This window comes from Pseudonocardia sp. Ae150A_Ps1 (assembly GCF_001932315.1).
Taxonomy (GTDB): domain Bacteria; phylum Actinomycetota; class Actinomycetes; order Mycobacteriales; family Pseudonocardiaceae; genus Pseudonocardia.
The window spans coordinates 1,181,152-1,200,051 of the sequence record NZ_MCIJ01000001.1; the positions used below are offsets into that span (position 1 = coordinate 1,181,152).

Genomic DNA, 18,900 nt, shown 5'->3' on the forward strand with positions numbered 1-18,900 from the left:
TCCGCCCCGGTCCGCTCCGTCAGGCGGAGACGACGGTCCCGACGTGCTCCCCGGCCAGCGCCCGGGTCAGGGTGCCCGGCACGGTCCCGTCGACCACCTGGAACGACCGGACGTGCTTGGCCCGCTGCAGCGTCACCAGCGCCTCCCGGTCGACCGGCAGGCCGCGGGCGGGGTCGGCGAGCAGTTCGGCGGCCGTCACCGACCCGACGACGTCGTCGCCGTCGAGCACGCCCGGGACGTCGCGGACGTAGGTCAGCGACGCCGCGCCCCACGCGTCGGCGAGCAGCAGCGCACCGGTGTCGGTGCGGTGCGGCGGGATCTTCCCGGTCGCGGCCGGGAACTCGTGCACGCCGAAGGGCGGGAAGCCGTTGGTGACGGCCGCGTTCGACGCGGCCAGGTGCACCGGCAGCTGGTGCGCGACGGTGTCGTGGCCCAGGTAGGCGACGCCGCGGTCGGCCAGCAGCGCCGCCACCAGGTGACCGTTCTGCTCGGCCTCGCGGCCGGCGAGCTCGGCGAGCGCGCCGGTGGGCAGGCCGAGGTCGAGGCCGACGCCGAGTGCGTGCCGGGCGCGGATGCCGGCGCCCGTGGCGAGCAGCAGCGGGTCCCCGTCGAGGGCCGCGCGGATCTCGTCGACCAGCGGCAGCAGCACGTCCCGGCCGCGGTCGATGACGGACCGCCCGCCGAGCACGACGACGCGCAGCGTCGGCAGCATCCGGATGACCGGCTGCTGCTGGTCGACCGGGCGGACCTGCTCGCGGTCCATCAGGGTCTGGCGGGCCAGTGCGGACTCGACGTCCTTGGTGTACGTGGTGCTCATCGGGCGTCTCCGGCGGTGATGATCGTGCCGACGTGCTCGCCGGCGAGGGCGCGGGTGAGGTTGCCGGGCTTGAGCCCGTTGACGATCTGGACACTGCGGACGCGCTTCGCCCGCGTCATCAGCTCGAGCACCGGGCGCTCGATCACGAGGTCGGGCAGGTCCCGCTCGATCAGCTCCTCGACCGTGATCTCGGGGATCAGCGTGGCACTCGGGTCGGTCTTCGGGTTGGCGGTGTAGAGGCCGTCCTCGTCCTTGACGAAGATCATGTTCTTGCAGCCGTAGGTCTCGGCGACGAGATAGCACCCGGCGTCGGTGCGGTAGGGCGGGATGACGCCCTCGTCGGGCAGCGGCTGCCACATCGCGTACGGCGGCATCCCGGCGAAGATCGCCGCGCGCGACTCCGACAGGTACAGCGGCAGCGCCTCGAACCCGCCGCCGGAGACGACCGGGATCCCGTGCTTGGCCATGAGGTAGCCGAGCATCGTGGCGTTCTGCCCGGCGACGGCGCTGCCGAACGAGCTCAGCACGCCGGTGGGCAGGCCCAGCTCGGCGGCGAGCGCGTACGCGTGCCGGGCCCGGGTGCCGCCGCCGGTGCCGATCAGCATCCGGTGCGAGGACCGGGCCTCCAGGAGCTCCTCGACCAGCGGGAACACCGCCTCGCGGCCCCGGTCGACGAAGCTCTGGCCGCCGACCTTGACCACCGACACGTCGGGCAGGACGGGGGTGTCGGGCGTGCGCTCGGTGGCCGCCGCGAGTTCCGGGTCGTCCAGCGACCGGGACAGCAGCAGCGACTCGAGCTCGGCCGCGCTCGCGGCATCGGACATCGGGTCTCCTCGGAGGTGGGTTCAGGGGACCGCGCGGGCACGGGGCCGGCGGCGGTCGCGTCGGAGCCGAACCTAGTGACTCCCGCGGGCCCGCGCCGCCCTCCGCACCCGCCCGGTGCGACGGTGCTGCGGAGAGGATCGGAGCGCGGGTCCGAGGCCGCGCCCGGAACCGCGCGAGTACGCCGCATCCGCTCCGCCGTACCGCCGATCAGGTGATGTCGGTCACCGATGCCCGCGACCCCGCGACGCCGGACGGAAGCCCCGTGCGGTGCCCGCACCTGCGGAGACGGTCACGCCGTCCCGGTGCGCAGCCGGAAGGTGCCCGTCGCCGGTTCGAAGGCCAGCTCGTCGGTGTCGAACGCGGCGCCGATCGCACCCGCGCCGGCGAGCTCGGCGGGCGTCCCGGTCCGGACGCTCCCGGCGCCGTCGAGCAGCCAGGCCCGGTCGGCGAGCCGCAGCGCGAGTTCCAGGTCGTGGGTCGACAGCAGCACGCAGAGCCCCTGTTCCCGGGCCAGCCGCCGCAGCAGGCCGAGCAGCGCGACCCGGGCGGCGACGTCGAGGAACGCGCTCGGCTCGTCGAGCAGCAGCAGCGACGGTTCCTGGGCCAGCGCGCGGGCGATCATCAGCCGCTGGCGCTCGCCGTCGGACAGCCGGGCCAGCGAGCGTCCGGCCAGCGCCCCGGCCCGGACGGCGTCGATCGCGGCGTCGACGGCAGCGTCGTCGGCCGGGCCGAGGACGCCCGCCGAGCCGGTGTGCGGCAGCCGCCCCAGCTCGACGACGTCGCGCCCGGTCAGCAGGCCGGGATCCGGCCGTTCGGTGAGCACGACCCCGATCCGGCGCGCCCGGGCGGGCGCCCGCAGCCCCGCCAGGTCCTCGCCGTCGAGCGCCGCCGTGCCGCCGAGCGCGGGCTGCAGCCCCGCGAGGGTCCGCAGCAGCGTGGACTTTCCCGCACCGTTCGGGCCGAGCAGGACCGTGAGCTCCCCCCGCCCCGCGACGGCCGACACCCCGGACAGGACCGGCACGGCCCGGCGGCCGCGCAGGGCCCCGTCCGCCCGGTGCCCGGCGGTCAGCCCGGACAGCCGCAGCCCGGCCCCGTCCTCCCCCGCGACGGGCGCCGTCACCACGCGCGACCGCCGAGCCGCCGCGACCGCAGCAGCACCGCGATCACCACCGGCGCCCCGACCAGCGAGGTCACCACGTTCAGCGGGATCACCGTCCCGGCGCCCGGCGGGTGCGCGACGACGGCGCAGGCCAGCCCGACCAGCGCACCGGTGAGCGCGGTGGCGGGGACCAGGACCCGGTGCCGGGAGGTCCCGACGGCGGCCCGGGCCAGGTGCGGCACGGCGATCCCGACGAACCCGATCGGCCCGCAGAACGCCGTGACCGCCCCGGCCAGCACCGCCGCGACGAGCAGGACGACGACCCGCACCCGGGCGACGTCGACGCCGGCGGTGCGGGCGTAGTCGTCGCCGAGCAGCAGGCCGTCCAGCGGTTTGGCGAGCAGGGCGACCACGACGAGACCGGCGGCGACGACCACCGCGAGCACCGGCAGCTCACCCCGGGCGACGCCGTCGACGCTCCCCAGGCCCCACATCAGGAACTGCTGCGCGGTCCGCGGGTCGGTCCAGACCAGCAGCAGGCCGACCACCGAGGTGACCACCGATCCGAGCATCACGCCGATCACCAGCAGCGCCGTGACCGAGCGGGCGAACCGGGACAGCAGCAGCACCAGGCCGAGCACCACACCGGCCCCGGCGGCGGCAGCCGCCACGGTCGCCAGGCGCCCGCCCGCGACGGGCACCGCGCCCAGCCCGCCGGTCGCGAAGACCGTGGCGGTCCCCGCGGCGCCCGCCGTCGTCACCAGGGCGACGCCGAGGCCCGCCCCGGCGCTGACGCCCAGCACGTAGGGCTCGGCGAGCGGGTTGCGGAACAGGGTCTGGGTGAGCAGTCCGGCCGCGCCGAGCCCGGCCCCGGCCAGCAGGGCGGTCACCGCCCGCGGCACCCGCAGGTCGGTGACCAGCAGGTCCAGCCGGGTGTCCGGGGCACCCACACCGAGCAGCGCGGTGACCGTCCGGCCGAGTGGGATCACCACCGAACCGGTCGAGACGGCGAGGGCGAACAGCACCAGCACACCCGCCCCGAGCGCGGCGAGGACGAGCGGTGCCCGCCCGCCGGAACGCTCCGCCGACCGGCCGGGCCGGTCCCGCAGGGCCACGCCCGGCTCCGTGCCCGTCATCCGGCGGGCACCTGCCGGTAGTAGACGAACTCGTGGCCGGGCAGCAGGCCGGGGTGCAGGATCGCGACGAGGTCGCCGAGGATCTCGTCGGGGTGCAGCACCCCGCGCTCGTAGATCTGGTTGCCGCCGGCCGGGCCGAGGAACGCGTCGCGGGTCCAGACCTGCCCACCGGGCCCGGCGGCCGCGACCGCGGTGAGCCGCGGGTCGGTGCCCGCGATGTCCGCGGTGGTGGCCCACGGCCCGTCGGCCAGCCAGATCCCGGCGCCACCGTCCGCGGCGAGCACGCTCTCCAGGGTCTGCGGGCTGGTCCCGGTGGAGCGGATGCCGAGACCCGACCAGCTCGCGCCCGCGTCACGGAACAGCATGCCCGCGGTCGAGCCGGCGCCCGGGACGCTCCAGCTGCCCTGGTACGGCTGGCCCGCGACGATCGGCACCGGCGGGGCGCCGCGCACCCGCCCGGCGAGCTCGGTGTAGCGCTGCGCGATCCCGTCGAAGGCGGCTGCGGCCTGCGCGTCGGTCCCGGTCAGCGCGCCCATCACTTTGATCCACTCGGCCTGGCCGAGCGGGCCGGACTCCAGGTAGTCGCCCCACCCGACGACCGGGACGCCGGCCGCGCGCAGCGCCGGGAACGCGGGATCGTCGGTGCCGCCGGACAGCACCACCGGCGGGGCGTCGGCGACCACCCGTTCCCCGTCGACGGTCGAGCCCGGTGCGAACTCCACCGCCGCGCCCGACTCGACGTGCGCCCGCACCTGCGGGTCGCTGACGGCGGCCAGACTCCCGACGCCGGTCAGCCGGTCGAGCAGGCCCAGCTCAGTGATCATCGGCAGCTGGGTCGTCGAGGCGGCGAAGATCCCCTGCACCGGCGTCCGCACGACCGGGGCCCCGGCCAGGTCCGCCGGCAGCACCGGGTCCGGCTCGCCGCACCCGACCAGCACGACCGACTGCAGCGGCCCGCCCGGGTAGGGCTGCCGGACCGTCAGCAGGCGGTAGCCGTCCTCCCCCGTGATCTCCACGTTGGACGCGTGCGCGAACGGCACGTCGCCGGTCGGGGCCGGTGCCCCCGGGACGCACCCGGCCGGCGGCGGGTCGGCGACGGGCGCCGAGCACCCGGCGAGCAGCGCGAGCGGGACGAGCACGGCGGCGAGCCACCGAAGGCGAATCACCTGAACAGTCTCACATACGACGGATCACGCCCCGACGAAGCCGGACAGCGCCTCCAGGAGGCGGTCGACGTCGCCGTCGTCGGTGTAGCAGGCCAGGCCGATCCGCAGGGATCCGGTGTCCCCCAGGCCGAGCCGCCGCGAGCACTCCAGCGCGTAGAACGACGACGACGGCGCCGCGATCCGCCGCTCCGCGAGCCAGCGGTAGGCGTCGGCCGGGTCGCGGTCGTCGAAGGTCACGAGCAGCGTCGGCGTGCGCGACGCCGCCCGGGACCGGACCGTCACCCCGGGCAGCGTGGCGAGGTGGGCCTCGATCCGCTCCCGCAGCGGCTCCTCGTGGGCGTGCACCGCGGCGAGCGAGGCCCGCAGCCGCGTCCGCCGATCGCCCGTCCCGCCGTCGAGCGCCGCGAGGAAGTCGACCGCGGCGGTGGTGCCGGCCAGCAGCTCGTAGGGCAGGGTGCCGAGCTCGAACCGCTCGGGCACCGCGTCGGTCGACGGCAGCAGCTTGGCCGGGCGCAGCGTCTCCAGCAGCGCCGGGTCGGCGGCGAGCACCCCGCAGTGCGGGCCCAGGAACTTGTACGGCGAGCAGGCGTAGAAGTCGGCGCCCAGCTCCCGGACGTCGACGGCGGCGTGCGCGGTCAGGTGCACCCCGTCGACCATGAGCAGCGCACCGGCGGCGTGCACCGCCGCGGCGATCGCGGGGACGTCGGGCCGGGTCCCGATCAGGTTCGACGCACCCGTCACCGCGACCAGGCGGGTGCGGCCGGACAGCAGCGGTGCGACGTCGTCGAGCTCGCCGGTCCCCGGGTCGAAGTCGAGCCACCGCACGGTCACGCCGGCGGCCTCCGCCGCGATCACCCAGGGCCGGATGTTGGCGTCGTGGTCGAGCCGGGTCACGACGATCTCGTCACCCGGCGACCACGTCGCGGCCAGCGTGCGGGCCAGGTCGAAGGTCAGCGCGGTCATGCTGCGCCCGAACACGATCCCCCGCGGGTCGGCACCGAGGAGGTCGGCCACGGCGGCCCGCGCGCCGTGCACGATCCCGTCCGACGCCCGCTCCCCGCTGGTGATCGTCCCGCGGTTGGCCAGCGGCGAGGTGAGCGCTCCGGCGACCGCTCCGGCGACGGCGTCGGGCACCTGCGAGCCGCCGGGGCCGTCGAAGTGCGCGATCCCGGCCCGCAACGCGGGGAAGCGGCTGCGGACGGCGGCGACGTCGTAGCTCATGGGGTCAGCGTGTCATCCGTCCGCACACCCGTGACCCGATGGTGACGTGTCGTTCCCCCCGTGTGGGTGACACAAGCGTCAAGATCTCACCATGTCCAGGTCCTGGGAGCGGTCGCGCGGGCGGCACACGCCGCGCGGTCGTCGTCGCTCGCTGCACCGCCGCAGCCTCGCGCTGTTCACCGTCGGGCTGGTGGCACTCGTCGCGCTCGTCGCGGGCGGGACGGCCGCCGTCGCCGAGGGCCGGATCGGCGGCACCGTGGCACGCGACCTGGCCGGGGTGTTCGACCGGTTCGGCCTGGCCCCGGAGCCGGAGGCACCACCGGTCCCGGTCGTCCTCTCCACCTCCCCGCGCCCGGGCCCGCCGGTCGCACCCCGCGACCCGGCGACGGCCGAGGTCAGCACCGGCCGGCTGGAGAACGTCGCCCTGACCGGCGACGACGGCCCCGTCGCCGGCCGGCTCTCGCCCGACGGTCGCCGCTGGACCAGCACCGATCCGCTGGAGTTCGGCACGACCTACCGCTGGTCCGGTTCGTGGGTCGTGACCGGCGACGACCGGCGGCCGCTCGCCGCGGACCCCTTCACCACCGTCGATCCCGCCGACACCCTCGACGCGACGATGAACGTCCGGGACGGCGGCGAGGTCGGCGTCGGCGCCCCGATCGTGCTGCGCTTCCCCGGCGAACTGTCCGACGCGGCGAAGGCGGCCGTCGAACGGACGCTGCGGGTGGAGACGTCGAAGCCGGTCGAGGGCGCGTGGGCGTGGCTGCCCGACACCGCCGAGGGCTCGCGGGTGCACTACCGGCCGAGGACCTACTGGCCCGCGCACACGACCGTGCGGGTGCACGGCGCGCTGCGCGGGACCGACCTCGGTGACGGCACCTGGGCCACCGAGGACGTCGACCGCACCTTCACCGTCGGCCGGAGCCAGATCGTGAAGGCCGACACCCGGAGCCACCAGATCGTCGTCGTCCGGGACGGGAAGGAGATCGCCCGCTACGACGCGTCCTACGGCATGGAGTCCGATCCGAACCGGGTCACCCGCTCCGGCACGCACGTGGTGATGGGCAAGTCGGAGAAGGTCCTCATGACCAACGAGGCGTACGGCTACGTCGACGAGCCGCAGTACTGGGCGGTCCGGATCTCCAACAACGGCGAGTTCATCCACGCCAACCCGTCGTCGTCGTACGCGCAGGGCAACCGCAACGTCAGCCACGGATGCGTCAACCTGTCCACGAAGGACGGCAAGGCGTTCTTCGCGATGGCGACCTTCGGCGACCCGGTCGAGGTCACCGGCAGCTCGGAGCCGCTGACGCAGCAGGACGGCGACTTCTACGACTGGACGATCCCGTGGGACGAGTGGACGTCGATGAGCGCCCTCACCTGATCCGGCGGTCCTGGCCGGCCCACGCCTCGTCGCGCAGCACGAACTTCTGGATCTTGCCGGTGGAGGTCTTCGGGAGCTCGGTGAACACCACGCGCTTCGGCGCCTTGAACCGGGCCAGCCGGGTCCGCACGTGCTCGACGATCTCCTCCTCGGTGACCGACGCGCCGTCGCGCAGGGTCACGTAGGCGGCGGGGACCTCGCCCCAGCGCTCGTCGGGGACGGCGATCACCGCGACCTCCAGGACGTCCGAGTGGTCGGCGATCGCCTGCTCCACCTCGACGCTCGCGATGTTCTCCCCGCCGGAGACGATCACGTCCTTCGAGCGGTCGCGGAGCTCGACGTAGCCGTCCGGGTGCATGACGCCGATGTCCCCGGTCCGGAACCAGCCGTCCGGCGCGGCCTCCCGGGTGGCCTGCTCGTCGTCGAGGTACCCGAGCATGACGTTGTTGCCGCGCAGCGCGATCTGCCCGGTCGTGGTGCCGTCGGCCGGGGCGTCGCCGCCGTCGTCGGTGATCACCCGGACCGCGCAGGCGATCATGTTCCCGACGCCCTGGCGGGCCTTCATCCGGGCCTGCGCCTCGCCGTCGAGCGCGTTCCACTCGGGTCGCCAGTCGCAGATCATCGCGGGCCCGAACGTCTCGGTGAGGCCGTAGAGGTGGGTGGCCTCGAAGCCGAGCTCCGCCATCCGGCGCAGGATCGCGGGGCTGGGCGGAGCGCCACCGGTCGCGACCCGCACCGTCGTCGCCACCGGCCCGGCCTCCGGGGCGTGGGCGATCATCGACAGCACGGTGGGCGCGCCGTTGAGGTGGGTGACGCCCTGGTCGCGGACCAGCTCCCAGATCCGGGCGGGCTCGACCCGGGGCAGGCAGACGTGCGTCGCCGCGGCGGCGGTGACCGCCCACGGGAAGCACCAGCCGTTGCAGTGGAACATCGGGAGCGTCCAGAGGTGCACCGACGAGGGCGTCAGCCGGGTGTGCCCCACCATGGCCAGTGCCTGCAGGTAGGCCCCGCGGTGGTGGTACATCACGCCCTTGGGACGCCCGGTCGTCCCGGACGTGTAGTTGATCGAGAGCAGCGCGCGCTCGTCGTCGGGGGTGACGGCGGTCGGCTCGCCCCAGGTGATCAGCCGCTCGTAGTCGTCCCCGACCCGGACGGCCCGGGGCGGGTCGTCGAGACGGCCCAGCACGTCGGCGACGAGCTCGTCGAACACCGGGTCGTGGACCAGCACCGACGCCCGGCAGTGCTCCAGGATGTAGGCCACCTCGCCCGCGGAGAGCCGGGTGTTGACCGCGACCAGCGGCACGCCCGACCACGGCACCCCGTAGGCCGCCTCCAGGCCGACGTGCGTGTTCGGGACGAGCACCGCCACCGGCCGTCCGGAGTGGATCGCGGCGAGCCCGCCGGCGAGCTTGCGGCACCGCTCGTGCAGCTCGGCGTAGGTGAACCGCAGGTCACCGTCGACGACGGCCACCCGGTCGCCGTGCGCCGCCGCGGCCCGGTCGAGGTACGACGTCGGCGTCAGCGGTTCGTACGACAGGCCCGTCAGGTCCACGTGGCTCATCCCCGCAGCCTCCCGCCCGGCCGCGATCACCGCAACGGGCCGGTCCGCCCGCACGCGTTCCCGTCGGCGGACCGAGCGGTTAGGTTCGCAGTGGCAACGAACGCGCGACGGAGGGCGGCTCGACATGGCCTGGGACTTCAGCACCGACCCGGAGTTCGAGGAGAAGCTGAAGTGGATGCGGGAGTTCGTCCGCGACGAGATCATCCCGCTGGAGACCCTCGACCTGGACCGGCCGACGTTCGACCGGATCACCGCGCCGTTCAAGGAGCAGGTCCGTGAACAGGGGCTCTGGGCCGCGCACCTGCCGCCCGAGCTCGGCGGCGGCGGGTTCGGCCAGGTCTCGCTCGGGCTGATGCACGAGATCCTCGGCCGCTGCCGGTACGCGCCGGGGATCTTCGGCAACCAGGCCCCGGACTCGGGCAACGCGGAGCTCCTCGCCCTCGGCGGCACCGCCGAGCAGAAGGAGCGCTGGATGCACCCGCTGCTGCGCGGGGAGCTGCGGTCCTGCTTCTCCATGACCGAGCCGGGCGCCGGCGCCGACCCGACGATGCTGACGACCCGCGCCGTCCGCGACGGCGACGAGTACGTGATCGACGGCCACAAGTGGTTCTCGTCGAACGCCACGGCCTCGGACTTCCTGATCGTGATGGTCGTGACCGATCCGGACGCGCCGCCCTACCAGCGGGCGTCGATGATCGTCGTGCCGACGGACACCCCGGGCGTCGACGTCGCGCGGGACATCCCGGTGATGGACCACCCCGAGGTCGGCGGCGAGCTCTACGGCGGGCACGCGGAGGTGTTCTACCGCGGCGTCCGGGTGCCGGCGGAGAACCTCGTCGGGAACGAGGGCGACGGCTTCCGGCTCGCCCAGCAGCGGCTGGGGCCGGGCCGGATCCACCACGCGATGCGCTGGCTCGGCCAGTCCCAGCGGGCGTTCGACATGTTGTGCGAGCGGGCGGTGAGCCGCACCGCGAGCGGCTCCCGGCTGGCCGACAAGCAGATGGTGCAGGACATGATCGCCACGTCGGCGGCCGAGATGCAGGCCGCCCGGCTGCTCACCCTGCAGGCGGCCTGGACGATGGACCGGGTCGGCGCCTCCAACGCCAGGGTCGAGATCGGGATGATCAAGTACTGGGGCGCCCGGGTGCTGCACGACGTGATCGACCGCGCGATCCAGGTGCACGGCTCGCTCGGCTTCTCCGGGGACCTGCCGCTGGAGCAGATGTACCGCGCGGCGCGGGCGGCCCGGATCTACGACGGGCCGGACGAGGTGCACAAGGAGTCCGTCGCCCGGCGGATCCTGCGCGGCTACACGCCGGTCGAGGTGCCGACCGAGCACGTCCCGACCCGGACCGGGGCGGCCCGGGCCAAGTTCGCCGAGTATCTGGAGACCGCCACCGCCGACGCCTGAACCGGCCCGGGCGGCCGGGACCTCACGACGCGGGGTTCTCGGCCGCCAGGTCGGCGCGGTAGTCCGCGACGAGCGCGTTCATCCGGGTGAGGAAGCGGGCGGCGGCGGTGAGCTCGGCCTCGTCGAAGTCGGCGAGGGCGACGTCCATCCGGTGGCCGAGCGGGCCGAAGAACGCCCCACCGACCCGGGCCGCGTTCTCCGCCTGGTGCAGCGTCACCCGCCGCCGGTCGGCCGACTCCCGGGTGCGGCGCACGTGCCCGGCCCGCTCCAGCCGGTCGACGAGCGCGGTCGTCGCCCCGGTCGACAGACCCAGCCGGGAACCGAGCAGGCCCGGGGTCAGCGGCTCCCCCGCGGCGTCGGCCCGCATGACGGCCAGCAGCGCGTGCAGGTCCGTCGGGTGCAGGCCGTGCCGGCCGGCGAAGGCCTGCCCGAGCAGCTCGGCCTCACCCGCGTAGTCCTGCAGCAGCGCGACCAGGTCCTCGCGCGCCGTCCCGCCTCCCATGGCGTGAGCCTATCCGGTCGGGCTCAGCGCCCGGTCCAGCGCGGTTCCCGCTTCTCCAGGAACGCCGCGACGCCCTCCTCCGCGTCCGCGGAGCGCTTCACCTCGGCCGACGCGATCTCGGTCGCCGCCCAGCCCCGCTCGTCGGGCTCGGCGACGACCCGCTCGAGCGCGCGCAGCGACAGCGAGACGGCGAGCGGCGAGTTCGCGCAGACCTGCCCGGCCAGCTCCAGCGCGGCGGCCTCCGCCTCCCCCGGCTCGACGAGCTCGTTCACCAGACCCAGGGCGTGCGCGCGTTCCGCGTCGAGCGGGCGGCCCGTCACCAGCATCTGCTTGGCCACGTTCAGCGGGAGCGGCCGCGGCGCCCGGAACAGCGCACCGCAGTTCGCGACGAGCCCGCGGGCGACCTCCGGCAACCCGAACCGGGCCGTGCGGGAGGCGACGACCAGGTCGCAGGCCAGCACGATCTCGAAGCCTCCGCCGAGGGCCGCGCCCTCCACCGCCGCGATCAGCGGGCGCCGCCGGTCCCGCCGGACGACGCCGTAGTTCCCGCCCCGCGGCGTCGGCCCGCCGGACCCGCCCGCCAGGTCGGTCCCGGCGCTGAACGCGGACACGTCGCCGGCGAGCACCCCGCACCAGAGGTCGGGATCGTCGTCGAGCCGGTTCAGCGCCTCGTCGAGGGCCGCGGTCATCGCGGCGTCCACCGCGTTGCGCTTGTCCGGGCGCGTCATCCGCACCAGCAGCACGTGCCCGTGCTTCTCGGTCTCGACCCGTGCCCGCATAACGTCCGTCACGATCGAGAGCGTAGGTGGGAGCGCCGGGCCCGGCGTTCGTACTGTGGAGATCGTGCCCCGCCTGACCCGCCGCTCCTCCCGCGCCGCGCTCGCCTCCCCCCTGCTCGCGCTGGCCGGTCTCGGCCTGCACGTCCGCCGCAACATGGGCGCGCGCGACGCCGAGCTGCGCCGGGTGGCCGCGGCGTCGGAGAACGCGGTCGGCGGCACGTTCGCCAACACCGAGCCCGGCCTGCCGCGGGTCCGGGCCTCGCTGCGGATGCTGCTCAACATGCTGCGCAGCCGGGCGGGCCGCGGCGTGCCGCCCGGTCCGGTGCCGCTGGCCCGGCCGGACGTCCCGCGGGTGCCCGCCGGGCTCGCCGTCACGTGGCTGGGGCACGCGGGGGCGCTGCTCGAGGTCGACGGCCGCCGGGTGCTGGTCGACCCGGTGTGGTCCGAGTACGCCTCGCCCGTCCCCTTCACCGGTCCGCGACGGCTGCACCCGCCGGTCGCGCCGCTCGCGACGTTCTCCGACTCCGACGTCGTGCTGCTCAGCCACGACCACTACGACCACCTGGACCGGCCGACCGTGCTGCGGCTGGCCCGCGACACCTCCGCGGTGTTCGTCTGCCCGGTCGGGGTGGGCGCGCACCTGCGGTCGTGGGGCGTGCCGGCGGACCGGGTCGTGGAGCGGGACTGGGACGGCGTCGTGCACGTCGCCGGTCTCACCCTGACCTGTCTGGAGACCCGGCACTTCTCCGGGCGCGGGCTCCGCCGCAACACCACCCAGTGGGCGGCCTGGAAGGTCGCGGGCCCGGACCACTCGGTCTACGTCGGCGGGGACTCCGGACCCAGCCGGGTGCACGCCCGGACCGGGGCCGAGCACGGCCCGTTCGACCTCACGCTGCTGCCCGTCGGGGCCTACGCCGAGCTGTGGCCGGACATCCACCTCGATCCCGAGCAGGCCGTCACGGCGCACCGCGAGCTCAGCGGCCGGGTGATGCTGCCGATCCACTGGGCGACCTTCAACCTCGGCTTCCACCCGTGGGACGAGCCGGTGGAGCGGGCCCGCAAGGCGGCGGCCGCCCACGACGTCGTCCTCGCCCTGCCGCGGCCCGGCCGGCGGATCGACCTGACCGGGATCTCGACGACCGACGGGGCCCGCGCGGCCGTCCCGGCCGAACCGTGGTGGCCCGCGCCCCGCTGAATCCGGCCCCGAACTGCGCCTTTCCGCCGATTCCCCGTCACCCGTACGTCGCATCCGCAGTTCTGGCCCGGCCCCGCGGCCGGGGCCGACATCGTGCCGCATCACGACTCCGACGCTTTTTCCGGAGGGGTTCGACACGGAACATCGGCATACCTTATCGTCCTCTCCGGAATAGGTTCACCGTTCGCTTCCAGGTCGTTCCCGAGGGGATATCGGCTTCCCGCAGCGGTGCCGATTCCTCCGCTCGGACGCCCGAGATTCCCCCGGAAGGAATGACGACGTGGCACAGCAGACGACGATCACGCTGGTCGACGACCTGGACGGTTCGGAGGCCGACGAGCAGGTGGAGTTCGCCGTCGACGGCCGGTCGTACGAGATCGACCTGTCCTCCGCGAATGCCGAGCGGCTGCGGGAATCCCTGGCGCCGTACGTCTCGGCGGCCCGCCGGTCGGGCGGGGGCCGCCGCGGCAGCGGGCCCGCGTCGACCTCGTCGAACGGATCGAGCGCCTCGGAACGGGCCGCGAACCGGGCCGTCCGGGAATGGGCGATCGCGCAGGGCATGAAGATCTCGGAGCGCGGGCGTATCCCCTCGTCCGTTCTCGAGGCCTATCAGAACGCGCACTCCTAGTCCGGCGCGTACCGGCGCGCGGCGCGCGGATGGCAGGATCTGCGGCGGAGATTCCGTGCGGCACCCGGCCCCGAGGTCGCGTCCGCGCCGCGCCGCCGTCGACGAGAGGCCGAGATGTACCCAGGCACGCACGCCGCCACCACGCCCGACAAGCCGGCCGTGATCATGGGCGGTTCGGGCGACACCCTCACGTTCCGTGAGCTCGAGGAGGGCTCGGCGCGGCTGGCGAACCACTTCCACGCCGCCGGTCTGCGCCGCGGCGACGTCGTCGCGCTGGTCTCGGACAACGCCGCCCGCGTCTACGAGGTCTACTGGGCCGCGCAGCGGTCCGGCCTCTACGTCACCGCGGTGAACCACCACCTGTCGGCGCCGGAGGCCGCGTACATCGTCCGGGACTGCGGCGCGAAGGCGCTCGTCGTCTCGGCCGGGGTCGCCGGGCTGGCCGCCGCCGTCGAGGACCACGTCGACGTGCCGGTCCGGCTGGCGTTCGGCGGGGAGATCCCGGGTGCGTCGTCGTACGAGGACTACGACGCCGCGCTGGCCACGGTGTCCGCCGAGCCGCCGGCCGACCAGCCGCGCGGCGCCGACATGCTCTACAGCTCGGGCACCACCGGGCGGCCCAAGGGGATCAAGCCGACCCTGCCCGACCGTCAGGTCGACGAGCCCGGCGACACCTACCAGGCGCTGTTCGGGCCGATGTACGGGTTCGGCCCCGGCACCGTCTACCTCTCCCCCGCGCCGCTCTACCACGCCGCGCCGCTGTGGTTCACCGCCACGGTGCAGGCGCTCGGCGGCACCGTCGTCGTCATGGAGCGGTTCGACCCGGAGAAGGCGCTCGCGCTGATCGAGCAGCACCGCGTCACCCACTCGCAGTGGGTGCCGACGATGTTCGTGCGGATGCTGAAGCTGCCCGAGGCGGTGCGGACGCGCTACGACGTGTCGTCGCTGGAGGTCGCGATCCACGCCGCCGCCCCGTGCCCGGTCGAGGTCAAGCAGGCGATGATCGACTGGTGGGGCCCCGTGCTCCACGAGTACTACGCCGCGACCGAGGCCAACGGCATCACCTTCATCGACTCGGCCCAGTGGGCCGAGCGCCCCGGCTCGGTCGGCCGGGCGGGCCTGGGCACGATCCGGGTCTGTGACGACGAGGGCACGGAGCTCGGCCCGGGCGAGATCGGCACCGTCTACTTCGAGCGTGACGAGCGGCCCTTCGAGTACCACAACGACCCGGGCAAGACGCTGTCCGCGCAGCACCCGGTGCACGAGAGCTGGACGACCACCGGCGACCTCGGCTACGTCGACTCCGACGGCTTCCTGTTCCTCACCGACCGCAAGGCGTTCATGATCATCTCCGGTGGGGTGAACATCTACCCGCAGGAGGTCGAGGACGCACTCGCCCTGCACCCGAAGGTGCTCGACGTCGCGGTGATCGGCGTGCCGGACGAGGAGATGGGCGAGGCGGTCAAGGCCGTCGTCCAGACCCCGGAGGGCGTGGAGACCGGGCCGGAGCTGGAGCGGGAGCTGATCGACTTCGTGCGGGAGCGGATCGCGCACTACAAGGCGCCGTCGTCGGTGGACTTCACCGACTTCCTGCCGCGCACCCCCACCGGCAAGCTCGTGAAGCGGGAGCTGCGCGACCGGTACGTGTGACCCCGGCCGGCGTCTCGCTCAGCCGGCGGAGTACCGCCGGCGGGCGAGCGCCGCGCCCGCACCGAGCGGGACCGACACCAGCAGCGCGGCGAGGAACAGCGTGCCGAACGCGCCCGCGTCGGCGAGCGGGGCGCCCAGCGCGGTGCCGGCCGAGCTGCCCAGGAACAGCAGCGTCGCGAACAGTGCGACGGCCGTCGCCCTGGCCTGCGGGACGACCTCGGTCGCCCACGTCTGCAGGGTCGAGTGCAGGAACGCCCAGGCCCCGCCCAGGCACAGCCCGGCCGCCGCGATCGTCACCGGATGCACCGTGACCAGCGGGAACAGCCACGCCACGACGAGGAACACGCCCCCGGCCGTGGCGAGCCCGGCCGGGCTCCACCGGCCCACCAGCCGTCGTACGACGCGGGAGAACACCACCGCGCCGACGCCGTAGCCGCCGGCGGCGAGCCCGGCCAGGGCCGCCGAGCTGCCCCCGGCCTGCAGCGGGGGCGCGAGGTAGGTGAGCACGCCCAGCACCACCGCACCCTCGACGAACGCCAGCAGCAGGACGACCAGCGCCCAGCCGTTCCCGCACACCGCGGCGAGCGGGCGGACGACCGAGCCCCACACCCCGGCCCGGTCGGCGGCGGGCGCGGCACCGGCGACGTCCGGCTCGGGCAGCGCCCGCAGCGCCACGAACAGCACCGCGCACGCCGCCGCGGACACCCCGAAGACGAGCCGCCAGCCCGCGAGGTCGGCCAGCAGGCCGGCGCCGGCCGTCGCGACCGCCGTGCCGAGCGCGGTGGCGGCGAGCAGGTCCGACAGCGGCCGCTGCCGCACCGCGGTGGGCCAGGTGTCGCCGACGTAGACCAGCGCGGCCGGGATCAGTGCCGCGGTGCACGCACCCGTGACGACCCGGGCGCCGATCAGCAGCGGGAGGCTCGGCGCGAGCACCGACGCGATGCCGCCGAGCACCGACCCGACCAGCGCCAGCCGCATCACCCGCACCCGGCCGACCCGGTCCGACAGGACACCCCACACGACCTGCATGAGCCCGTAGGCCAGGAAGTAGCCGCCGGCCGCACCCGCCGCGGCGGAGAGCGGGGCACCGAAGGAGACCGCGATCGGCACCAGCAACGGCGCGATCGCGAACCGGTCGCAGGTGCTGATCAGCGAGGCCAGTTGCAGCAGCCGGAGCCTGCGCGGACCGTCGGGGACGCCGTCGTCGCCGGGGGTGGTGGACACCTGTGCACCCTGCCCCGCGGGCGGCGATCTTGCCTCACCCGGGTGTCCTGGACCACAGTGGCCCGGCGGGGCCCGACGGTGGGAGGCAGCGGTGACGGTGACCGGGCGTGGGATGACGATGGCGGACCTGCTGGCGCGGCACGCCCGCACCCGGCCGGACGAGCCGGCACTGGCCGATCCACGGACCGCACGCAGCTACGCCGAGGTCGACGACCGGGTGTCCCGGCTCGCGGGCGGGCTCGCCGACCGCGGGGTCGCCCGCGGTGACCGGGTCGCCGTCCTCGGGCTGAACTCGGTCGAGCTGGTCGAGGCGTACCTCGCGGTGCTGCGTCGCGGCGCGATCTGCGTCCCGCTGAACTTCCGGCTCACCGCGGGCGAGATCGGCTACCAGCTCGCCGACTGCGGCGCGACGGCCGTGGTGTGCGACGAGGCGTTCGCCGCGACGGTGGCGGACGCGCGCGCCGACGCCCCCGCGGTGCGGGCGGTGCTCGTGATCGGCGCGGACACCGAGGGCCTCCCGCCGGTGGAGGACGGGTGGGACGACGACGCCTCCGACGACGAGGCCGCCTACATCATGTACACCTCGGGGACCACCGGACGGCCGAAGGGCGCGGTGCTCACCCACCGCAACCTGCTGCTGCACGCGTTCTCCCAGATCACACACCTCGGGATCACCAGCGAGGACCGGGTCTGGCTGTCCGGGGCGCCGCTGTTCCACATCGCCGGGCTCGCCGGGATGGTGCCGTCGCTGATCTCCGGCGGGCGGACGATCGTGCCGCCGTCCGGCGGGTTCGACCCGGTGGAGACGGTGGCGCTGCTGGAGCGCGAGCGGGTGTCGTCGTGCTTCTTCGTGCCCGCGCAGTGGCAGGCGATCTGCGCGGTGCCGGACCTCGCGTCGCGCGACCTGTCGGCGCTGCGCCGGATCTCCTGGGGCGCGGCACCGGCGTCGACGACGCTGATCCGCACGATGATCGACACGTTCCCGCAGGCGAGCGTGGTGACCGCCTTCGGCCAGACCGAGTGCAGCCCGGTGACCTGCACGCTGCGCGGTGAGGACGCGATCCGCAAGATCGGCTCGATCGGGACCCCGATGGTCAACGTCGAGGTCCGGGTGGTCGACGAGGACATGGCCGACGTCCGGCCCGGCGACGTCGGCGAGATCGTCTTCCGCGGCCCCACCGTGATGCGCGGGTACTGGAACCGGCCCGAGGAGACGGCCGAGGCGTTCCGCGGCGGCTGGTTCCACTCCGGCGACCTGGTGCGCGAGGACCCGGACGGCTTCCTCTACGTCGTCGACCGCAAGAAGGACATGGTGATCAGCGGCGGTGAGAACGTCTACTGCGCGGAGGTCGAGAACGTGCTGGCCGGGCACCCGAAGGTCGCCGACGTGGCGCTGATCGGGGTGCCCGACGAACGGTGGGGCGAGACGCCGCTGGCGGTCGTCGTCCCGGCCGATCCCGGCGCTCCCCCGAGGCTCGACGAGATCACGGAGTACTGCGCCGACCGGCTGGCCCGCTACAAGCGCCCGACCCGCGTCGAGGTCGTGGCGGAGCTGCCCCGCAACCCGTCCGGCAAGGTGCTGAAGACGACCCTGCGCTCGGCGTACGGCGCCGCACAGCCCGCCTGACCCGCGAAGGGCCTACCGTCGGCCCCGTGGGAGTCGTGGAGTCGGTGAACGTCGGCATCGTGCGCGCGGTGCTCGCCAAGACCGGTGCGTCCGGCATCGACAAGCGCCCGGCCACCGGGCCGGTCCCCGTGCAGGTCCCCGGGCCCGGGGGAGAGCGGTCTCGACGGCGACCCGATCTGCGACACCGACCACCACGGCGGCCCGGACCAGGCCGTCTACGCCTACGCCCGCGAGGACCTCGACGGCTGGGAGCCCGAGCTGGGCCCGCTGCGGGCCGGGACGTTCGGCGAGAACCTCACCACCCGCGGGGTCGACGTGACGGGCGCCGAGCTCGGCGAGCGGTGGCGGGTCGGTGCGGTGCTGTTGCAGGTCACGGTGCCGCGGATCCCGTGCCGGGCGTTCGCGGCGTGGCTGGAGCGCGGGGGCTGGGTGCGGACCTTCACCCGGGCCGCCCGCCCCGGCGCCTACCTGAGCGTCGTCGAGCCCGGCGAGGTCCACGCCGGGGACCCGGTGACCGTCGAGCACCGGCCGGGGCACGGCGTCACGATCGGCACCGCGTTCCGGGCGCTGCTCACCGAACCCGAGCTGCTCCCCGGCCTGCTCGCGGCCGGTGACGACCTGCTCCCCGGCGTCCGCGCGCAGGTCGAGCGCCGCACCGGCAGCTGACCCCAGGCC

General features: G+C 74.8%; 17 protein-coding genes. 7 read left to right on the forward strand and 10 right to left on the reverse strand.

Annotated elements, in window-relative coordinates; translation table 11 throughout:
• Positions 1-19 precede the first annotated feature (19 nt).
• The 6 genes from Ae150APs1_RS05160 to Ae150APs1_RS05185 form a co-directional block, all read right to left on the reverse strand.
• Complete coding sequence (locus tag Ae150APs1_RS05160; protein WP_010225150.1) at positions 20-817, reverse strand: molybdenum storage protein subunit alpha; 798 nt, start codon at positions 815-817, stop codon at positions 20-22.
• Positions 814-1,641, reverse strand: a complete 828-nt coding sequence (locus Ae150APs1_RS05165) for a uridine kinase (protein WP_075296142.1) — start codon at positions 1,639-1,641, stop codon at positions 814-816. The genes Ae150APs1_RS05160 and Ae150APs1_RS05165 overlap by 4 nt, the downstream gene beginning before the upstream one ends.
• Before the next feature lie 290 nt (positions 1,642-1,931).
• The gene (locus Ae150APs1_RS05170) at positions 1,932-2,762 is read right to left on the reverse strand and encodes an ABC transporter ATP-binding protein (protein ID WP_075301697.1); all 831 of its coding nucleotides are present in this window, start codon (positions 2,760-2,762) and stop codon (positions 1,932-1,934) included.
• Positions 2,759-3,877, reverse strand: coding sequence for an iron ABC transporter permease (locus Ae150APs1_RS05175; protein WP_075296144.1), 1,119 nt, complete (start codon positions 3,875-3,877; stop codon positions 2,759-2,761). Before Ae150APs1_RS05175 ends, Ae150APs1_RS05170 begins: the two co-directional genes overlap by 4 nt.
• Positions 3,874-5,043 carry an ABC transporter substrate-binding protein gene (locus Ae150APs1_RS05180; protein WP_075296146.1) on the reverse strand — a complete coding sequence of 390 codons (1,170 nt, stop codon included), beginning with the start codon at positions 5,041-5,043 and terminating at the stop codon, positions 3,874-3,876. The genes Ae150APs1_RS05175 and Ae150APs1_RS05180 overlap by 4 nt, the downstream gene beginning before the upstream one ends.
• Positions 5,044-5,067: 24 nt before the next feature.
• On the reverse strand, positions 5,068-6,264 hold the full coding sequence (locus tag Ae150APs1_RS05185) for a cysteine desulfurase-like protein (RefSeq protein ID WP_060575624.1): 1,197 nt from the start codon (positions 6,262-6,264) through the stop codon (positions 5,068-5,070).
• 91 nt (positions 6,265-6,355) lie between these two features.
• Here Ae150APs1_RS05185 and Ae150APs1_RS05190 point away from each other — a divergent pair, with 91 nt between their 5' ends.
• Positions 6,356-7,648, forward strand: a complete 1,293-nt coding sequence (locus Ae150APs1_RS05190) for an Ig-like domain-containing protein (RefSeq protein ID WP_075296148.1) — start codon at positions 6,356-6,358, stop codon at positions 7,646-7,648.
• Here Ae150APs1_RS05190 and Ae150APs1_RS05195 read toward each other — a convergent pair.
• A complete protein-coding gene (locus Ae150APs1_RS05195; RefSeq protein ID WP_249266215.1) occupies positions 7,641-9,209 on the reverse strand; it encodes an AMP-binding protein in 1,569 nt (522 codons plus the stop codon). The genes Ae150APs1_RS05190 and Ae150APs1_RS05195 overlap by 8 nt on opposite strands.
• Before the next feature lie 124 nt (positions 9,210-9,333).
• Between Ae150APs1_RS05195 and Ae150APs1_RS05200 the strand changes: the two genes are divergently transcribed.
• Positions 9,334-10,620, forward strand: coding sequence for an acyl-CoA dehydrogenase family protein (locus Ae150APs1_RS05200; RefSeq protein WP_075296150.1), 1,287 nt, complete (start codon positions 9,334-9,336; stop codon positions 10,618-10,620).
• A 22-nt stretch (positions 10,621-10,642) separates the two neighbouring features.
• On the opposite strand, the gene Ae150APs1_RS05205 is transcribed toward Ae150APs1_RS05200, so the two are convergent.
• Both Ae150APs1_RS05205 and Ae150APs1_RS05210 read right to left on the reverse strand, forming a co-directional pair.
• Positions 10,643-11,122, reverse strand: coding sequence for a MarR family transcriptional regulator (locus Ae150APs1_RS05205; RefSeq protein WP_075296152.1), 480 nt, complete (start codon positions 11,120-11,122; stop codon positions 10,643-10,645).
• Positions 11,123-11,145: 23 nt separating this feature from the next.
• Positions 11,146-11,913, reverse strand: a complete 768-nt coding sequence (locus Ae150APs1_RS05210; protein WP_227012565.1) for an enoyl-CoA hydratase-related protein — start codon at positions 11,911-11,913, stop codon at positions 11,146-11,148.
• 52 nt (positions 11,914-11,965) lie between these two features.
• On the opposite strand from Ae150APs1_RS05210, the gene Ae150APs1_RS05215 reads away from it, so the two are divergent.
• The 3 genes from Ae150APs1_RS05215 to Ae150APs1_RS05225 all read left to right on the forward strand — a co-directional run bounded on the left by Ae150APs1_RS05215 (position 11,966) and on the right by Ae150APs1_RS05225 (position 15,374).
• Complete coding sequence (locus tag Ae150APs1_RS05215) at positions 11,966-13,096, forward strand: MBL fold metallo-hydrolase (protein WP_249266216.1); 1,131 nt, start codon at positions 11,966-11,968, stop codon at positions 13,094-13,096.
• Positions 13,097-13,376: 280 nt separating this feature from the next.
• The gene (locus Ae150APs1_RS05220) at positions 13,377-13,724 is read left to right on the forward strand and encodes an Lsr2 family protein (RefSeq protein WP_010232694.1); all 348 of its coding nucleotides are present in this window, start codon (positions 13,377-13,379) and stop codon (positions 13,722-13,724) included.
• Between the two features lie 114 nt (positions 13,725-13,838).
• Positions 13,839-15,374, forward strand: coding sequence for an acyl-CoA synthetase (locus Ae150APs1_RS05225; RefSeq protein WP_075296156.1), 1,536 nt, complete (start codon positions 13,839-13,841; stop codon positions 15,372-15,374).
• Positions 15,375-15,392: 18 nt separating this feature from the next.
• On the opposite strand, the gene Ae150APs1_RS05230 is transcribed toward Ae150APs1_RS05225, so the two are convergent.
• Complete coding sequence (locus Ae150APs1_RS05230; RefSeq protein WP_075296158.1) at positions 15,393-16,598, reverse strand: MFS transporter; 1,206 nt, start codon at positions 16,596-16,598, stop codon at positions 15,393-15,395.
• Between the two features lie 112 nt (positions 16,599-16,710).
• Between Ae150APs1_RS05230 and Ae150APs1_RS05235 the strand changes: the two genes are divergently transcribed.
• Together Ae150APs1_RS05235 and Ae150APs1_RS05240 are read left to right on the forward strand one after the other, a co-directional pair.
• Positions 16,711-18,225, forward strand: a complete 1,515-nt coding sequence (locus Ae150APs1_RS05235) for a long-chain-fatty-acid--CoA ligase (protein WP_075301701.1) — start codon at positions 16,711-16,713, stop codon at positions 18,223-18,225.
• Between the two features lie 84 nt (positions 18,226-18,309).
• Positions 18,310-18,891 (forward strand): MOSC domain-containing protein, encoded by a 582-nt coding sequence (locus Ae150APs1_RS05240; protein WP_249266217.1) that lies wholly within the window; start codon positions 18,310-18,312, stop codon positions 18,889-18,891.
• The last annotated feature ends 9 nt before the right edge of the window (positions 18,892-18,900 follow it).

Bases quoted from the DNA above. Each gene is read 5' to 3' on its own strand.
- Ae150APs1_RS05185 (WP_060575624.1), bottom strand. From the start codon at position 6,264: ATGAGCTACGACGTCGCCGCCGTCCGCAGCCGCTTCCCCGCGTTGCGG.
- Ae150APs1_RS05235 (WP_075301701.1), top strand. From the start codon at position 16,711: ATGACGATGGCGGACCTGCTGGCGCGGCACGCCCGCACCCGGCCGGAC.
- Ae150APs1_RS05165 (WP_075296142.1), bottom strand. From the start codon at position 1,641: ATGTCCGATGCCGCGAGCGCGGCCGAGCTCGAGTCGCTGCTGCTGTCC.
- Ae150APs1_RS05190 (WP_075296148.1), top strand. From the start codon at position 6,356: ATGTCCAGGTCCTGGGAGCGGTCGCGCGGGCGGCACACGCCGCGCGGT.
- Ae150APs1_RS05175 (WP_075296144.1), bottom strand. From the start codon at position 3,877: ATGACGGGCACGGAGCCGGGCGTGGCCCTGCGGGACCGGCCCGGCCGG.
- Ae150APs1_RS05195 (WP_249266215.1), bottom strand. From the start codon at position 9,209: ATGAGCCACGTGGACCTGACGGGCCTGTCGTACGAACCGCTGACGCCG.
- Ae150APs1_RS05205 (WP_075296152.1), bottom strand. From the start codon at position 11,122: ATGGGAGGCGGGACGGCGCGCGAGGACCTGGTCGCGCTGCTGCAGGAC.
- Ae150APs1_RS05160 (WP_010225150.1), bottom strand. From the start codon at position 817: ATGAGCACCACGTACACCAAGGACGTCGAGTCCGCACTGGCCCGCCAG.
- Ae150APs1_RS05225 (WP_075296156.1), top strand. From the start codon at position 13,839: ATGTACCCAGGCACGCACGCCGCCACCACGCCCGACAAGCCGGCCGTG.
- Ae150APs1_RS05200 (WP_075296150.1), top strand. From the start codon at position 9,334: ATGGCCTGGGACTTCAGCACCGACCCGGAGTTCGAGGAGAAGCTGAAG.